The organism is Dictyoglomus sp. NZ13-RE01 (assembly GCA_002878375.1).
GTDB lineage: Bacteria > Dictyoglomota > Dictyoglomia > Dictyoglomales > Dictyoglomaceae > NZ13-RE01.
The window spans coordinates 1-18418 of the sequence record NIRF01000006.1 but is presented as its reverse complement, the minus strand read 5'-3'; the positions used below and the strand labels follow the sequence as shown (position 1 = coordinate 18418).

Annotated in this window: 14 protein-coding genes and 1 pseudogene; 5 read left to right on the top strand and 10 right to left on the bottom strand. The window is 34.6% G+C overall.

The window, feature by feature from the left end; all coding sequences use genetic code 11:
- Position 1: 1 nt before the first annotated feature.
- From CBR30_05505 to CBR30_05495, 3 genes are read right to left on the bottom strand one after another with little or no spacing between them, the layout of a single operon-like run.
- Positions 2-1012 carry a peptidase M42 gene (locus tag CBR30_05505; GenBank protein ID PMQ01459.1) on the bottom strand — a complete coding sequence of 337 codons (1011 nt, stop codon included), beginning with the start codon at positions 1010-1012 and terminating at the stop codon, positions 2-4.
- Between the two features lie 22 nt (positions 1013-1034).
- Positions 1035-4736, bottom strand: coding sequence for a hypothetical protein (locus CBR30_05500; GenBank protein ID PMQ01458.1), 3702 nt, complete (start codon positions 4734-4736; stop codon positions 1035-1037).
- 13 nt (positions 4737-4749) lie between these two features.
- A complete protein-coding gene (locus CBR30_05495) occupies positions 4750-5073 on the bottom strand; it encodes an XRE family transcriptional regulator (GenBank protein PMQ01457.1) in 324 nt (107 codons plus the stop codon).
- 92 nt (positions 5074-5165) lie between these two features.
- Here CBR30_05495 and CBR30_05490 point away from each other — a divergent pair, with 92 nt between their 5' ends.
- From CBR30_05490 to CBR30_05470, 5 genes are all read left to right on the top strand, one after another.
- The gene (locus CBR30_05490) at positions 5166-7727 is read left to right on the top strand and encodes a DNA polymerase I (protein PMQ01456.1); all 2562 of its coding nucleotides are present in this window, start codon (positions 5166-5168) and stop codon (positions 7725-7727) included.
- 1 nt (position 7728) lies between these two features.
- The gene (locus CBR30_05485; protein PMQ01455.1) at positions 7729-8328 is read left to right on the top strand and encodes a dephospho-CoA kinase; all 600 of its coding nucleotides are present in this window, start codon (positions 7729-7731) and stop codon (positions 8326-8328) included.
- A gap of 106 nt (positions 8329-8434) precedes the next feature.
- The gene (locus CBR30_05480; protein ID PMQ01454.1) at positions 8435-10009 is read left to right on the top strand and encodes an ABC transporter substrate-binding protein; all 1575 of its coding nucleotides are present in this window, start codon (positions 8435-8437) and stop codon (positions 10007-10009) included.
- 51 nt (positions 10010-10060) lie between these two features.
- Positions 10061-11065 (top strand): peptide ABC transporter permease, encoded by a 1005-nt coding sequence (locus CBR30_05475; protein ID PMQ01453.1) that lies wholly within the window; start codon positions 10061-10063, stop codon positions 11063-11065.
- Positions 11058-11918, top strand: coding sequence for a peptide ABC transporter permease (locus tag CBR30_05470; GenBank protein PMQ01452.1), 861 nt, complete (start codon positions 11058-11060; stop codon positions 11916-11918). Before CBR30_05475 ends, CBR30_05470 begins: the two co-directional genes overlap by 8 nt.
- Here CBR30_05470 and CBR30_05465 read toward each other — a convergent pair.
- The 7 genes and pseudogenes from CBR30_05465 to CBR30_05435 all read right to left on the bottom strand — a co-directional run bounded on the left by CBR30_05465 (position 11895) and on the right by CBR30_05435 (position 18296).
- A complete protein-coding gene (locus tag CBR30_05465; protein ID PMQ01451.1) occupies positions 11895-12650 on the bottom strand; it encodes a tryptophan synthase subunit alpha in 756 nt (251 codons plus the stop codon). The genes CBR30_05470 and CBR30_05465 overlap by 24 nt on opposite strands.
- Positions 12634-13833 carry a tryptophan synthase subunit beta gene (gene trpB / locus CBR30_05460; protein ID PMQ01450.1) on the bottom strand — a complete coding sequence of 400 codons (1200 nt, stop codon included), beginning with the start codon at positions 13831-13833 and terminating at the stop codon, positions 12634-12636. The genes CBR30_05465 and trpB overlap by 17 nt, the downstream gene beginning before the upstream one ends.
- Positions 13817-14446 carry an N-(5'-phosphoribosyl)anthranilate isomerase gene (locus CBR30_05455; protein PMQ01449.1) on the bottom strand — a complete coding sequence of 210 codons (630 nt, stop codon included), beginning with the start codon at positions 14444-14446 and terminating at the stop codon, positions 13817-13819. The genes trpB and CBR30_05455 overlap by 17 nt, the downstream gene beginning before the upstream one ends.
- A gap of 5 nt (positions 14447-14451) precedes the next feature.
- Positions 14452-15262 (bottom strand): annotated as a pseudogene (locus tag CBR30_05450) (indole-3-glycerol phosphate synthase).
- Position 15263: 1 nt separating this feature from the next.
- Positions 15264-16271 (bottom strand): anthranilate phosphoribosyltransferase, encoded by a 1008-nt coding sequence (gene trpD / locus CBR30_05445; GenBank protein PMQ01448.1) that lies wholly within the window; start codon positions 16269-16271, stop codon positions 15264-15266.
- On the bottom strand, positions 16268-16840 hold the full coding sequence (locus tag CBR30_05440) for an aminodeoxychorismate/anthranilate synthase component II (protein PMQ01447.1): 573 nt from the start codon (positions 16838-16840) through the stop codon (positions 16268-16270). The genes trpD and CBR30_05440 overlap by 4 nt, the downstream gene beginning before the upstream one ends.
- Positions 16821-18296, bottom strand: a complete 1476-nt coding sequence (locus tag CBR30_05435) for an anthranilate synthase component I (GenBank protein PMQ01526.1) — start codon at positions 18294-18296, stop codon at positions 16821-16823. Before CBR30_05435 ends, CBR30_05440 begins: the two co-directional genes overlap by 20 nt.
- Positions 18297-18418 lie beyond the last annotated feature (122 nt).

Below are 18418 nucleotides of genomic sequence, written 5' to 3'. Positions count from 1 at the left end.
TTTATTCACCTCCTCTTGCTATAAAATAGGCAAGTAATCTTGCAGTTTCTTCTAAATCTTTTATATGAACAACTTCATAAGGAGTATGCATGTATCTTAGAGGGATTGAAACAAGGATTGTAGGGATTCCTCCCTTTGTTATCAAAACTATATCGGTATCTGTATAACTAATAGCTCCTGATGGTTCTATCTGATAATTAACAGAGATTTTTTCTGCACAAGTTTTCAACCTTTCTAAATGTTCCTGGGAGATAACAGGACCAATATCAAAGACAGGTCCTTTCCCTGTTTCAATCTTTGGATATCCGGGACGGGCAACATCCCCATGGGTAACATCTAAAACAATGGCGAGATCTGGCTTTATTCTATATGCTGGACCCTTTACTCCTGGGGCTCCATCTTCCTCTCTTACATTAAATATAAAGTAACTTTCAGACTTTGAAATAAATTCATCTAATAATTCTAATGTATATAAAAGAACTGCACAACTTGCTCTATTGTCTAAGGCTTTACCTGATAAGTATTTCTCATTTAATATTAGTGGCTCAGAGGAAAAGGTGCCTATATCACCTATATTTACTTTGTCCGCATCATCCATCATATCTATAAAGAGGCTATCAAGGGTGGGAATTTGTTTTCTTGTTTCTGGAGTCTGTAGATGAGGCTCCAACATCCCTACAGCTCCGTAGGCTATCTCTCCATTCCTTGTGTAAAATCTAAGTCTTTGGGAGATAACTACTTTTGGGTCTATGCCACCAAAGGTGGAAAAACGGAAAAAGGTCCCTTCTTCCTTCTTTGTTAATACAAATCCAATTTCATCTACATGGGCAAAAACTGCAATTTTTTTGCCTTTTCCTTCCTTATTTACAATTAAGTTTCCTTGTGCATCTTCTTCAACCTTTACCTTGTTTAGCTTGTTAGCAATCTGCTTAATATAATTTGTAACTCTAAATTCATAACCAGAAGGACCATCTAATGAGGACAGATTTTTTAAAACCTCAACAATATCCAATTATTCAACCTCCTTTCAATTTTTATTTTCTTTTACTTCCTATAATTACTTCCTGGTCCAATTTTAAGATCTGTTCCATCACTTCTTTATAAGACTTATATTCTTCCAGTGGAATCTCTGTTTTTTCTAATCTAAAGACCCTTTTAATTCTAACTATGTTTCCTTCTTTTTCTACTTTTCTTTCATAAGTAACCCAAGGAGATTTTATAGAAATATCCTTAGGAAGAGAGCTAATGGAGAAACTCTCATCTATTCTGATTTCTACCTCTTCATTCTCTTCATAGGGATAGTGGTAATTAATGGGATATCTCCTTTCAGGTTTGCTTACTTCTACTGCGGATGTGAGAGGAGTGAATATTACAGGGTTTAAGTATATATTGTCCTTTTTGACATATTTATTGTTTTTAAAGGTAAGTTTTACATATACAGATGAATCTAAGTCATCTAAATTATCCATGGACCATTTTGTAAGGGATGAGCCAGGAAATTTATAATTTAAGCTTTCTATAAGTGACTCTTCCTTCTCAATGGAAGAAGAGGATTTATAGTTCCATCTTGTGTAAACTGCAAAAATCCCTCTATACTCTATATCTACATCCCCTTCTAAAACTCCTTCTTCATCCACATTTAAATAAACTTTATATGCTCTCTTATTATCTTCTGGCTTGCTTTGGGGAATTGTGGTAAAAATATAGCTTCCATCATCTTTAATGATCATGGCATCACATCCCTGATCCATAATGGGTACTTCTCCTAAAGGAGTATCTTCTGCTGTACCGTCTAAAAAGAGGAAATCTTTTCCCATAGGTACAGCACAGATTGCATGATCAAATTGAAATCCTGGGAGTTCTTTCTTTAATGATGTGGAAAACTTTGTATTTACGAGGGTATAATAAGACTCAATTCCTGCTAACCTCAGCATAGTTATAAGTAGGACCGATTTATCTTTGCAGTCTCCATACTTTACTTTAAATATTTCTTCCGCCTGATGGGGAAGAAGTCCTCTTATTCCATACTCCAATCCCACATATCTTATCTGTGATATTACATAATAGTAAATGGCTTTTATTTTTTCTAATCTTGTTTTCTTGTTTTCAGTAAGTTCTTTTACTTTGTCCTCAATAGCCTTATTAGGTCTCATTTGAGGATAGGAGATGCCAGCAACCCAATCTGCCAATGTATCCCAATCTTTGTATGTGGTTATCCAAAGCTGAGCAAGTAAATTGGCATAATAAGGCATGTATGGCTCTGGAATTAAAGGAGGCACGTTTTTGTATTCCCATGTATAAGTTACATACTCTCCCTCTTTCTCTATTTTAGGTTCCAAATTCACATTATATGTCCTATATCTAAAGCTTATATTTTGAGGTACTTTAAGTTGATATCTACTTAGAAGTATTGGGTCCTGCCATTGGAAGAAGTGGACATCTTGAAACTCCTTTCCTAATACACTTCTTGTATATTCCTCTACTATATAGAAGCATTCAATAATAGCTCCAGGTTCTAATCCTGGCATGGATATTACAATTTGTCTTTGATCTGTATAGAGAGGATAATCTTCGAAAACTGCATAATCTTTTATAGATACCGCTTCCAATTCCTCTCCATTCGGTTTAATAGTTCTTGCCCTTAATATCCTAACAGATTCAAAACTTGAATCATAATCTATGGTAAATTCTCCATATCTTTCTTTGCCTTTATCATTTTGAACCTTTATAATACTATGGTAAACATTGGTGCAGGAACCATCTTTATGGACGATTCTTCTTTGCTCATCTAAAAGGATAACAGCGGGGAAGTCTGAATATTCTATTGGTATTTGCTGTTTTAGGCATGAGGATATGTCGGGAGGAGAAATGGTCTCCTCTCTAAGATAAGATAAGTACTCCCTTAAATTTTGGTATCCAGGCTCTAAGTCTAACGCCTTTTCATAATTTTCAATGGCTTTATCCTTTTCTCCTTTTAGATGTAAAATATCCCCAAGAGTATAGTAAAGTTCTGGATAATAAGGGGAAATGTCTATAGAGGAGGAGATTAGTTCAAGGGCTTTTTCTTTCTCATCTTTTGCTATAAGTATATCCGCCTTTTCTAAATAGGCCCATACATCCCATGGATCCTTTTCTTCTAAGAAGTTGAGAATATTTTCTGATATCTCCCATTTTCCGAGATTTTTCGCTAAATAATAGTAAGCATATAATCCCTCATTATATTCTTTATCTTTTTCAATTATGCTTCCATATTTTTCTAAAGCATTATTATACTGTTTCAGGGCTTCATACCATCTTCCCCTTAGGTAATCTTTTAATAGACTGTCCTTGTATTTAGCCTCAAAGAATTTTATTTGTTCATCTGCCTCTTTTAGCCATCTTTTGCTTAAATAAATTCTTGCGAGAATATCCCTTGCAAAGAAGGCATTAGGATTTATATTTAAAGCATTTTTTAGATAAGATATAGATTCCTCATATCTTCCAAAACTATAGCTATAAAAAGCAAGATAAGTATATGCTTCTGAAAGAAATGGTATTTTTTCTACAGCCTCACTAATTAATCTTTTTCCCTCTTCTTCCTTTCCTATTTTTAGATACAGTCTTCCTAAGAAGTACTTTGTTATTGCAGAATCTGGAATAATTTTTAATGCCATATTAAGTAGATTTTCTGCTTTACTATATAAACCCTTCTCGGTTAGAAAGTATCCTGCAAAGGTATAATATGCAGGCATATAGCTTATTTCCTTTGCTAAAGAAAGCTCTGGATTTTCCTCTTTAAAATCTAAAATTTTCTTCGGATAATTTTGAGGTTCTTTTGAGACTTTAATACCATCAATAGGCTTTTTAGATGAGTCTAATAGGGAAAAGAAAAAGCCCCAGTCTCCATCAGAACTTGCCACTTTTAAAAGGAATTTGTGCCATCCCTCAGAAAGTTTAACTCTTAAAATATTTTGACCAAAAAAGGAGCTTCTTTTTGCGTCCTCTCTAAGGCAAGGATAGTCATCAATCCATAAGCTTATACTATCAGAACTGCCTATATTGATTAAAACCTCTAAGTTTTTAGGTATATAGATATAATTTAGAGCATAAGCAACACTCCACTCTGTATGATAAAAAAGATTATATAGGTTAACATATCCATTTTTGGGGGAAAATTTGGGACTAAACCACTTTACTTCTATTCCCCCCTTACCTATATAGCTCTTTTCAAAATTTATTTCTTTTTCTGGAGGATATTCCTTATAAAATCCAGAATTGCCAACATTATCAAAGGGACCAATTATCATCCAGTCACTTATGATGCCCTTCTCTTTTATAAAATCATGTAATCTTTCTATATCCCATATACTGTTTAAACCTTTCCAATAAAGAAAATCCAAATAGTCTGCCCTTTCCCTAAACTCACCTAAAAGCTTTGCAAAGTAAGAAGTTTTCCCTAAATCTTGCCAGTAGTCTTTCCCTAAAAGTCCTATGATATTGTGCCAGAAGGATATTGGGTTTAGATTTATTGCTCTTTCCCAATGATCCCAAGAATTTTGGGGATTATCCTCTAAAATCTCCATTATTGATAGACCAATATGAGAGAGATAATCTTCTTGGGAAAGAAAAATATTCTTGGCTAAATCCCATTCATTGTTTAATAGGACTTTCCATGGATCAGGCTTTGTTTGGGCGAAAAGAGGAAAGATTATTAAACATAGAATTAAGGAGAAAATCAATAAGTATTTTTTCCTCATTTTTCCACCCCAATTATTTCTCAGATTTTGAAGTATCTTTACTCTTTTCTAAAGACTCTATAATCTGTATTACCATTTTTATTTCTTCCTCATTAAGTCTTGTATTATTCCTCAAAAAGGATTCCAAGGTCATATGAAAATCCTCTGATGAGAATAAAAGGACAGGGCTTATTCCAAAACTATCTGCAATTTTCTGAAGAGCTTTTAAGGATGGATTTTTCAGCCCTCTTTCTATTAGTGATAAATAGGATAGAGAAAGACCTGTCTTTTTGGAGAGTTCTTCTAAGGTCATTCTCCTTTCTTTTCGTAATTTTTTAATCTTTTTCCCCACGTCCATAGTAATAATTTTAAACTTGAAAATATTTTTTGTTAAGATGTAAAATTACAATAATATGATAATTCCTAAAAAGTTTGGACATCAATAAATTTATGGAGCAGAAAAGTCTTTGGGAATTAATTGAGGAGAAGAAGGAAGAGAAGATTCTTGCCATTGATGCATCCAGCATAATTTATAGGGTATATTATGCTCTTCCTTCTCTAAAAACAAAAAATGGAGAGATGACTAATGCTCTTTATGGCTTTATTCGAATTCTTCTCAATGCTATTGACTATTTTAAACCTGACTATATTGTTTCCGCCTTTGATCTACCTCAGCCCACTTTTAGACACAGGATTTATAAAGAATACAAGGCACAGAGACCTGCTATAGGGGATGATTTAAAAAGGCAAATTCCATGGATTAGGGAATTTTTAAGACTTGTTAATATTCCTATAATAGAAGAACCTGGATTTGAAGCTGATGATTTAATTGCCACTTTGGTTTATCAAAATAAGGACAAAAAGGTATACATAATATCAGGAGATTTAGATCTTCTCCAATTAGTCTCTGAAAATTGCTTTCTAATTCATCCCCAAAAAGGAATCACTGAGTTCATTATTTACGATATAGATAAGGTTAAAGAGAGATTTGGGGTTCATCCTTCCAAAATTCCTTTGTATAAAGTTCTTGTGGGGGATAACTCTGATAATATTCCAGGAGTACCTGGAATAGGTCCTAAGAAGGCTATAAAAATATTGGAAAAAGTATCATCAAAGGATACTTTGAAGGTAAAGCTTAAAGAATTGGATGAAGGCACTAAAAAGGCTATAGAAGAGAATTGGAACGTCATAGAGAGGAATTTCAACTTAGTAACTTTACAGATCATTCCTAAGAAGATTGTTTTAAGACCTTTTGATAAGGAGGATCTTAAAAAAGAGGAAGTTTTAAATTTCTTGGAAAGATTTGAAATGAGAAGTCTAATATCAAAGATATTCCCTGAAATTAAGACTACTACACAGATCATTTTAGCCTCTCCTCCTGAAAACATTTATGAAGTTTCTTTGAGGGAGGGGGTTTTTGCTTTTAAGTTTTGTGGAGAGAAAAATATTGAGGGATTATCCTTCTCGATAAAGGATAGGGAAGGATTTTATTTAAATACTCTTGACTTGGAAAGGTATAAAGAAGATATAAATAAGATATTTCAAGATGAAAGAATAAAAAAAATAGGTTCTTATATACAAAAGGACTTGGTATTATTTCCATCAAAAATAAAAGGAGAGGTTTTTGATGTAAGTATTGCCTCTTACTTACTAAATCCTGAGAGACAAAATCATTCACTCCCTATCCTTATAGGAGAGTATTTTGGAGATACAAAATCTCCTCCACAGGTTCAGGCAGGCTATCTTATATCTTTGAAAGATATCTTAGAAAAGCGATTAATTCAAGAGGAGCTTGATAAGGTCTTCTTTTATATAGAGATACCTTTAATACCTGTACTGAGTAGCATGGAAAAAACTGGTATAAAAGTAGATTTGACATATATACAAAGTCTATCAAGGGAATGGGAGGAGAGGATTAAGAAATTAGAAGAAGAGATATACGACATGGCAGGGACCAGATTTAATCTAAACTCTCCTAAACAGCTTTCAGAGGTTTTATATGAAAGGTTGAAGCTACCAGCAAAGAAGAAAGGGAAAACTGGATATTCCACATCTCAGGACGCTCTGCAGGAGCTTAGGAATGTCCATCCCATCATTGATAAAATACTTGAATATAGAGAGTTTTATAAATTAAAAAGTACATATGTGGATTCTATACCTGAGCTTATAAATCCACATACGAAAAGGCTTCATAGCAGTTTTAACCCCACAGGCACATCAACAGGAAGATTAAGTAGTAGTGAACCTAACTTGCAAAATATACCTATAAGAAGTGAGGAAGGAAAGAAGATAAGAAGAGCCTTTATTCCAGAAGATGGTTATTACTTTATCTCTTTGGATTATTCCCAAATTGAGCTAAGAATTTTGGCTCATTTATCCCAGGAAGAAAAGCTAATTTCCGCTTTTTTAGAAAATAAAGATATACATAGGAAGACAGCCAGTGAGATCTTTAATATACCTGAAGATATGGTAGATGATACTTTGCGATCAAAGGCAAAAGCAGTAAATTTTGGCATTATTTATGGGATAACTCCAAAGGGGCTTTCTGAGACTACGGGACTTCCTGTAGAAGAGTGTGAGAGATTTATAAATAAATACTTTGAGCATTATCCTAATGTTTACAAGTATATTCAAGAAAGTTTGAATATTGCTCGAGAAAAAGGCTATGTGAAAACACTATTTGGGAGGAAAAGATATATTCCTGAAATAAATAGTGCAAATAAACAATTAAGACAGCTTTCTGAAAGAATTGCAATAAACTCTCCTATACAGGGAACTTGTGCAGATATTATTAAGTTAAGCATGATAGAAATCTATAAAGAGATAGAGGAAAGAAATTTAAGATCAAGAATAATACTACAGATTCATGATGAGCTAATCTTGGAATGTCCAGAAGAGGAGGTTGAATACGTAGGAGGAATGGCAAAAGAAAAAATGGAGAATGTAATAAAATTATCTGTTCCCCTTAAAGTAGATATCTCTATTGGGAAAAATTGGGCGGAGCTAAAGTGATATGTTTGTTTTAGGTATAACGGGAGGAATAGCTACAGGTAAAACTCTTGTAAGTAACATTTTAAGAAGATTAGGTATAGAAGTAATTAGTGCAGATGAGATCGTGCATAATCTTTATCAAGATCCATATTATTTAAAGAAAATTAGGGAGGCTTTTGGAGATGAAGTTTTTGATGGAGAAAAGTTAAATAGAAAAAAATTAGGAGAGTTAGTGTTTTCATCAGAGGAGAATAGAAAGAAAATTAATAGTATAGTACATCCTGCAGTATTAGAAATAATGAGGAGAGAGATAGAAGGAAGGAAAAAAGAAAAAGGTATTTTGGCTCTCGAAATTCCTCTTCTCTTTGAAGTAGGAATTTCAGACTGGTTTGATGAGATATGGGTGGTATATGCACCTATAGAAAAACAGATAGAAAGACTTATTGAGAGAGATAATTTGTCCTACGAATCCGCCATGAGTAGAATAAAGGCTCAACTCCCTATTGAAGAAAAGATTAAAAGAGCTCACTTTGTAATTGACAACTCAGGAAGCATTGAGAATACAATTAAACAGGTGGAGAGTAGGATCGAATATATCAATAAAATTTGTTTGACAAACTAATTTTTATTTTATATATTCAATGTTAACCTGAAGCAATGATGCTTCACAGCGGGGATTAGGGGGAAGAACCCTTTTTCCAAAACTTTAGTCAAGGAGGTTTTTCTCCATGAGGAAGATTTTAGTCTTTTTAATGATGATTTTTCTATTGATTTCCTTGGGAAACTCCGCTGTTCCTAAGAGAGGTGGTACTTTAGTCTTTGGTAGGGGTGGCGACTCAGTTAAGCTTGATCCTATAAATGTAACCGATGGAGAATCTTTAAGGGTGACCCACCAAATCTTTGATACATTAGTGAAATATAAGCCCAATAATACAGAGGTCGTTCCAAACCTGGCAACTTCTTGGACAGTATCCAAGGATGGTAAGGTTTGGACCTTTAGATTAAGGAAAAATGTAAAATTTCATGATGGGACAGATTTTGATGCAGAGGCTGTAAAATTTAATTTTGATAGATGGATGGATGAGAAAAATCCCTATCATGTAGGAGGAGAATTTGAGTACTGGGGATATATGTTTGGTGGCTTCCCAGGAGTAGTAAAATCAGTAACAGTTGTTGATAAATACACTATTAGATTTACTTTGGAAAGACCTCTTGCTCCATTCCTTTCTAATCTTGCAATGCCTTGTTTTGCAATTGCAAGTCCAACAGCTATAAAGAAATATGGTGAGGATTTCTTTAAGAATCCTGTAGGTACAGGTGCTTTTAAGTTTGTATCTTGGACAAAGGGTGACAAAATAGTTTTGGAGGCAAATAAAAATTATTGGGATGGTGCCCCTTATCTCGACAGAATAATCTTTAGATCAATTCCAGACAATTCCGCAAGATTTATGGAATTGGAGGCAGGTACTATAGACATTATGGATGGAGTAAATCCAGAAGATGTGGAGAAGGCAAGACAAAATCCTAATTTACAGGTTATATTGAGACCAAGTTTGAATGTAGGATACTTAGCTATGAATATGGATAAGAAGCCCTTTGATGATGTAAGAGTAAGACTTGCCATTAATTATGCCATAAATAAGAAGACATTGGTTGAAGCCTTCTTTGGAAAAGGTCTTGCTATGGTTGCAAAAAATCCTATTCCTCCTTCTCTCTGGGGATATAATGATAAAATAGAGGATTATCCATATGATCCTGCAAAAGCTAAAGAATTATTGAAAGAGGCAGGATATCCAAATGGTTTTAAGACTACATTATGGGCAATGCCAGTTCCTCGTCCCTATAATCCACAACCAAGGAAGCTGGCAGAGGCAGTCCAAGGTTATCTAAAGGCTGTAGGAATTGATGCAGAGATTGTTACTTTTGATTGGGGAACATATTTACAGAAAACAGAAAATGGTGAGCATGACATGGCATTCTTAGGATGGACAGGAGATAATGGAGATCCAGACAACTTCTTCTATGTATTATTAGATAAGGATAATGCAGTAAAGGGAAGTGCTGGGAATATTGCATTTTATAGGTCCGATGAGCTTCACGAGATCTTAGTTAAAGCTCAAACTATTACAGATAAAAAGGAGAGAACAAAACTTTATGAGAAAGCTTGCGAAATTGTTCATAGGGATGCTCCATGGGTTATAATAGCTCATACAACGCCTCCAGTAGTTGCCAAAAAGACTGTGCATAACTATATTCCTCACCCAACTGGAAGCGAGCCATTATATAAAGTTTGGAAGGAGTGATGAAGTAAATTACCCCCAAGGAGATTCTCCTTGGGGGTCTCATAAAAATTTATGAAAAGATATATAATACGAAGAATTTTATTAGTAATACCTATACTTTTGGGGGTTTCCTTTTTCTCCTTCATATTAGTTAGATTAATTCCTGGGGATCCAGCTCGCATTATCTTGGGAGAAAGGGCAACGGCGGATCAGCTGGAAAGGTTAAGAGAGGAGCTTGGTCTAAACAAACCTCTTTTAACCCAGTATGTTATCTTCTTATTTAAAGCCTTAAGAGGAGATTTGGGAAGATCCATATTCACAAGAGAATCTGTTTTTAAAGAAGTCATGAATAGATTTCCTGCTACCATTGAGTTAAGCTTATTTGCTATAATCCTTGCAAGTACTGTTGGGATTTTATCTGGGATTTTAGCAGCAGTTTATCAAGGCTCCTTTATTGATACAATTGTTATGGTCTTTGCTCTTGCTGGAGTTTCTATGCCTATATTTTGGTTAGGGCTTATGTTAATATGGGGAGGTGCTCTTCTTTTAGGTTGGTTTCCTCCATCGGGTAGATTAGATGTTACAATAGATTTGAAGACCATTACAAATTTTTATATATTAGATAGTATCCTTACTGGGAATTTTCAAGGATTTATCAATTCTATTTATCATTTAATCTTGCCAGGACTTGCATTATCTACAGTTCCTATGGCTACCATAGCAAGGATGACAAGATCAAGCATGTTGGAAGTATTGAGTCAAGAATACATATTATCAGCGAAGGCAAAAGGACTACCTAAAAGACGAATTATATTTCGTTCTGCATTAAGAAATGCTCTTATTCCTGTTATAACAGTGATAGGGTTGGAATTTGGATTTTTGTTAGGAGGCGCAGTTATGACAGAGACTATTTTTTCTTGGCCTGGAATTGGTAGACTGGTTTATGATGCAATAATGGCAAGGGATTACCCCTTAGTTCAGGGGTGTATTTTGCTCTCTGCTACTGTTTTTGTATTTATCAATCTTGTTGTCGATATATTATATGCTTTTATTGATCCGAGGATTAGATATGACTGAGAAGAGATACTCTCAAACTTTATGGAGAAGAGCTTTATTAAGGTTTAAAAGACATAAGACAGGAATTGTTGGCGGTATACTCTTATTAGTATTTATTTTTTGCGCTATTTTTGCAGAATATATATCTCACTATGATCCTTTAGCCCAGAATCTTGAGGAAAGATTAATGCCACCTTCCTTGAAACATCCCTTTGGTACAGATTATGCTGGAAGAGACATATTTAGTAGAATCATATATGGTACTCGTATTTCTCTCACCATTGGTTTTATATCTGTATCCTTAGCCTTAGTAGTAGGAACACTTTTAGGTGCATCTGCAGGGTATATTGGGGGATGGTGGGATATTTTAGTTATGAGACTTATTGATATAATGCTTGCATTTCCTGCTGTTTTATTGGCTATAGGTATAATGGCAATTTTAGGACCAAAGCTAACAAATGCCATGATAGCAGTGGGAATTGTCTCTATCCCTAATTATACAAGAATAGTAAGAGCGACAATATTGTCCATTAAGAATAAAGATTTTGTAGATGCAGCAAAAGCTTTAGGTTTAAAACCCATAAGGATATTATTTAGGCATATACTACCTAACTGTTTAGCTCCCATTATCGTACAGGCAACCTTAGGCATTGCTTCTGCTATCTTAGAGGCGGCAGGACTAAGCTTTTTGGGACTTGGTGCTCAACCTCCAACTCCAGAATGGGGAGCCATGTTAAGTGAATCGAGGCAATATCTAAGATATGCTCCCTGGACTGTATTCTTCCCAGGGTTTGCAATAATGGCATTAGTGCTTGCTTTCAATCTATTTGGGGATGCCTTAAGGGACGTTTTAGACCCAAGATACTATAGATAGCTCCTTTAGATAATCTTCTATATCTTTTCCTTCTAACATCCTTTTTGCAAATGCACTTCCCACAATTACCCCATTTACAAGTCCCTTTAAAGACTCAATGTGCTCCTTTTTGTTTACACCAAATCCCCAAACCAAAGGCTTTTCTGTTTCTTTTCTGACCTCTTTTACAAATTTCAATCCCTCCTCAGGAAGAGTATCTCTTTCTCCTGTAACCCCTTTCACTGAGATACAATATATAAAGCTCTCCGCAAGCTCTAAGATCTTTTTTCTTCTTTCTACTCTTGTAGTAGGTGAAAGAAATAGAACCAGATCTAATTGATATTTTTTAAAGATTGGCATTAGATTTTCTGCTTCTTCTAAGGGAAGATCTGGAATAACTAATCCCTTTATTCCTACCTCCTTAATATCTTTTAATTTTTTCTCTAAGTCATCATATATGGTGTTTAAATAGAGGAGAAATACTATAGGAATTTCTTGAGGTATCTTATTTTTACTTAACCAATCGAGAGTTTTTTCAAGGGTTACTCCCCTTTTAATTGCCTCATAGTTCACCTCTTCTAAAACTGGTCCATCCGCAACGGGATCGGAAAAGGGAATTCCCAGCTCTAATATGTCTATGTATTTTTTGTTTCTCTTAATCAGTTTTTCTAAGTAATCATAGGAAGGAAAACCTGACACAAAAAATGGTATAAATACTAAATTTTTCTCTTGAAATTTAGTCAAGTTCATCATTTTTCTCCCCCATTACTTTATAAATTATATCTAAATCTTTATCTCCTCTTCCCGAGAGATTTATAATAATAATTGGCTCTTTTTCAGGAAGTTCATCTCTATGATCCAATGGATATCCAATGGCATGAGCACTCTCTAAGGCTGGAATTATACCCTCTAACTTTGTCAAAGTTAGGAAGCCTTTAAGAGCGCTTTCATCTTCTGCATATACATATTTTACCCTTCCTGTTTTTGCCAAATAACTATGTTCTGGACCAACCCCTGGATAATCTAAGCCTGCTGAAATAGAGTGAGTTTCTAATATGTTTCCATTTTCATCATATAATAAATAGGTTTTAGCACCATGAATTACGCCAATTTTTCCTGCAGATATACTTGCAGAGTGTTTTTGGGATTTGAGTCCTTTTCCTCCTCCTTCTACTCCTATGATCTTCACATTATCTTCTAAAAAGGGATAAAAAAGCCCTATGGAATTGCTTCCTCCCCCAACACAGGCTATCAAATAATCAGGAAGTCTATTTTCTTTTTCTAATATTTGTTCTTTTGCCTCTTCACCAATAACTTTTTGAAAGTCTCTAACAATTTTAGGATAGGGATGAGGACCAACAACAGACCCCAAAAGATAATAACTATCATCAGGATGACTAACCCAATCTCTAAGGGCAGAGTCTATAGCGGATCTTAAGGTTCTTGATCCAGTTTTTACAGGAACAACTTCAGCCCCAAGAAGTTTCATTCTAAGCACATTCATTTTTTGTCTATTACAGTCTTCCTCACCCATATAGATGGTGCATTTAAGACCAAAAAGAGCACATACAGTAGCTACAGCAACACCATGTTGTCCTGCACCTGTTTCTGCTATTATTCTCTTTTTCCCTAAATACTTTGCAAGAAGAGCTTGACCAATAGCATTGTTTATTTTATGGGCTCCTGTATGGCATAGATCTTCTCTTTTTAGATATACTTTTGCCTTTACTAAGGAGGAGAAATTTTCTGCAAAATAAAGAGGAGTAGGTCTTCCCACATACTCCTTTAAATATTTTCTATACTCGGACCAAAATTTTTCATCCTTTTCAATCTTTTTATAGGCAGACTCTAACTGTAAAATGGGCTCCATCAAGGTTTCAGGTATAAATCTTCCTCCAAATTCTCCAAAATATCCCCTTTCATCTGGTAGACTCATAATATTTCACCTTCCTTAATAAGTTTGATATTTTATTTAGGTCTTTCTCAAAGTTTTCATTCTCCACACCACTGGAAAGGTCGATTCCCCATGGATGGATCTCTAATACTTCTACTATGTTTTCTTCGTTTATCCCACCAGCAATAATTACTTTGTACTCTTTTGAGATAGTGTAAGCTATATTTAAAAATTTCTCCCAAGAGATCTTAGGCTCGGTTTTTGTTCTATCTAAAAGAATATGGCAAAAAGAGTATTTTTCAATCTCCCTTTTTAATTGGTCTAAATTTGTATCATCCTTTATGCTAAATGCTTTTATAAGAAATAGGGAACTAAACTCTTTTAAGTACTCTGGACTTTCTTCTCCATGGAATTGCAGACCATTTATTGGAACTTCCTCTAAAACTTTTTTTACCTCTTCCTTACTTTGATTTTGAAAAACTCCAATCTTTAATAGTGAGTTTTTACCCATATGGGAGAGAATTTTCCTTGCAGTCTCTATATTTATATATCTTTTTGTATTTGGCACAAAAATTAAGCCTATAGCAGATCCTCCTTCTGCCAATACATGTAATGCGGAGAAAGTATCCTTTATACCACAAATTTTAATCCACATGGCTTTTAAAAGTTTGGATTATGTTCATAGAATACTTTTGTTAAATTGTTACTTATAGAAAAGCTAAGAAGTTCTCTAATTTTTTCCTTTGGATTGTTACTTGTTACAATACTTTCTCCAACTAATATTCCTTTAACTCCTGCTCTTGCTAAGATTTCTACATCTTTTCCATCTTTTATTCCACTGGCACTTATGACAATGATATCTTCAGGTATATGAGGAATAAGATCTAAAGTATTGGCGATATCTACTTTAAAGGAGGAAAGATCTCTATTATTAATCATTAATATCCTTGGATTCAGCTTAAGGGCTTTTTTCAAATCCTTCTCATCATATATTTCTATGATAGGTTCCATGTCTAATTTTTTAATTAGTTCATAAAGGTTTTCTAATTCTTTTTCAGATAGGATTCGGGCAATTAGAAGGATAGCATCCGCCCCTAATATTCTTCCTTCATATATTTGTTCATAAGGAGATTATAAAGTCCTTTTGTAGAATAGGCTTTTTTGTTTTTCTTCTAACTAATTGTAGGTTTACTGGGGTTGCAGAGAAGCTTTCGGAAGTTAAAACAGATATTGCGGAAACCTCATCTGTATCATTATATATTTCTGCCATCTCAGATACTGTAAAGTTTTGCATTAGTGGTCCCTTAACAGGAGAGGCGGGCTTTATTTCTGCTATTAGTCTTATGCCAAAAGGATTAAAGATATTGAAAAATTTATCCTTTTCTTTTTCTGGAAGATAATTTGGAATGATAAAGCTTCTATTTTTCAAGTATTTTCTTTTCTCTTCAACTAAATCTTCTAAGATTCCCATTTTATGTCGCCTCCCTCAAACTTTCTAAAAATTTATAAACCTTCCCTTCTAAGATATGTTCTTTTATTTTATCAAAACCCTCTCTTACATTCTTAACATTTCCTAAAATGTATAAGCCAAAGGCACTATTAAGAGCTATTATGTCGGTTTGAGCGGGGGTTCCCTTCCCCTTGAATATATTTAGTAGGATTTCTGCGTTTTCCTTTGGATCTCCACCTTTGAATTCTTCTGGAGGATATGTGGGAAGACCAATATCTGATGGATGGAAGGTAAAGTAATCAATACTGTTTCCTTTTACCCATGCCATTTCTGTTACACCACTTAAGGAGATCTCATCTATACCATCATCCTTCCCATGATAAAAAAGGATATTGTCTCTTCCTAAGATCTTTGCACATTCTGCTAACTTTTTAAGAACACTTGAGGAGTAAACACCTAATATCTGTGCTTTTAGATTTGCAGGATTTAGCATTGGACCGGAAAGATTGAAGATTGTACCTATCCCCAATTCTTTTCTTACTTTTCCTGCCTTTCCTACCACTGGATGGTAGTAGGGAGCGAATATAAAGCTAATTCCTTTGCTGTCAATTTCTTCTGCAGTCTTTTCTGGTTCTGAGTGAAATTTTAGATTTAGAGCCTCCACCACATCTATGCTTCCAGATTTACTGGAGGCTGCCCTATTTCCATGTTTTGCAACAGGAATACCCATACTTGCAAGGACTATAGCTACACCGGTGGAAATATTAAAGGTGTTTGAGTGATCTCCTCCTGTACCGCACACATCAATGGCAGGAGATTTATTGGGAACCCTCTTTGCTCTACTATGGAGAGCACTTATGAATCCTGCTAATTCTTCGGGAGTCTCGCCCTTTGTCCTAAGGGATACTAATATGCCTCCAAGTTGAGCTTCAGTTATTTCATCTTTTTCAATACTTTCTACTATTTTTTGTGATTCTTCAAAGGTTAAATTATTTCCGAAAGATAGTTTTTTAATTATCTCTCTTATCATTTTATTAAACCCCCTATCTTAAGAAAATTTTTTAATATTTCTTTTCCTTTTGGAGTAAAGGCAGATTCTGGATGGAATTGAACTCCAAAAACAGGATAATCTTCATATTGGAGTCCCATAATAATTTTGTCCTTTGTCCAAGCAATTATTTTGAGTTTTTCCGATAGAGAGTAATAATCTGCTACAAGTGAGTGATATCTAGTTGCAATGAATGGATTTTCTACATTATCAAATAAAGGATGAGGTATATGGTAGATCTCAGATACTTTTCCATGCATGGGAGTTGTTTTTATAATCTTTGTCCCAAAGGCATATGCTAAAGCTTGATGACCTAAGCATACTCCAAGAATAGGTAACCTATCTTTGAAATGTTTTATTACTGGAACACTTATTCCAGCTCTTTCTGGTACTGAGGGACCAGGAGATATTACAATACCTTCTGGTTTCATCTCTTCTATATCTTCTATGGTTATTTGGTCATTTCTGTAAACTACGACGGGTACAAATTCTGATAAAAATTGGTAAAGATTATAAGTAAAGGAATCGTAATTATCTATTAATAAAAGCATAGTCTAATCCCCCCGAAATTTTTACAGCCTCAAATAAAGCTTTCGATTTATTTATACACTCCTCATACTCTTTTTTTGGATCCGAATCGTAAACTATGCCAGCACCTGCTTGGATGTATAAATCCCTTCCCTTTAAAAAGAAGGATCTAATAACAATACAAGTATCTAAATTTCCATTTAATGATAGGTAACCCACACCACCTGCATAAGGTCCTCTTTTGTACTTTTCTAATTCTTCAATGATCTCCATGGCTCTTACCTTAGGAGCTCCAGAAACGGTACCTGCTGGGAAACATGCTCTTAAAACCTCCAAAGGGTGAGTATTCTCCTTAACCTTACATATAACTGAACTAACCATATGCATTACATGGGAATATCTTTCAATTGTCATGAGTTTTTCTACCTTAACACTACCAATCTCAGCTATTCTTCCCAAATCATTTCTTCCAAGATCAAGGAGCATTATATGCTCCGCCCTTTCTTTTTCATTATTTAGTAATTCCTCCTCTAAAGCTTTATCTTCTAATTCGTTTTTTCCTCTGGGGCGTGTTCCTGCAATAGGTCTAACTTCTGCCTTGCCATTTTCCACTCTTACCAAAGCTTCAGGTGATGCACCAATGAGATACATATCTTTAAAGCGTAAGAAGAACATATAGGGAGAAGGATTAATGAATCTTAGAGCTCTATATAGTAAGTATGGATCTAAGGAGTAAACGGTATGAAATCTTTGGGACAAAACCACTTGAAAAATCTCTCCATCTCTTATATATTCAAGGGCTTTTCTTACCATATTTTTATATTCTTCCTCTTCCGTTTCATGCTCTAATACTGGATTTATGTTGGAAGGTTCAAATCTTTTTGGAACTGAATTTAACACCTTTATTACCTCATTAGTTTTTTCTTTTGCCAAATCTAAAGAAAGTTTATAATCCCTCTTTATTTCTTCCTTTGATATAAGAGTTATAATGCTTATTTTCCTTTTTAGATGATCAAAAACTACCAAGAAATCAGTAAGTTGGAAACTTGCCCATGGAAATTTAATGTTATCCTCTTTTATATCTGGTAATTTTTCCCATTGTCTAACCATATCGTATCCAAAGAAGCCTACAAGTCCTCCTACAAATCTTGGTAAATTGTTAGCATTATATATTTTTTGCACAGGGAATTTCATAGAAAGTTCCCTTAAAATATCCCCTTGATAATAAGGCGGGAAGCTAAAAACCTCCTTAGGCTTCCAGCTTAGAAAGGAATACCTTCCTATTTTTTCTCCTCCCTCTGCACTCTCCAGAAGGAAAAAGTAATCTTCATCTTTAACTTTTGATATTAGGCTTCCAGGTGTTTCCCAGTCTCCTGGAAGCTCAACAATGTAGGGAAAATAATCATATTCTTCAAAATCCTTTGGTAATTCAAAATTTATCAAGACCAACACCTCCTTAAAAAAAAAAAGCCCTCTCATCCAAAAAGGACGAGAGGGCTTCTCTCTCGCGGTACCACCTTTATTAGGCAACATCGCCTCTCTCTTTTCGGGTACGGGAGATCACCATTGCTCCGATACCCTTTGCCCTGATAACGGTGGCA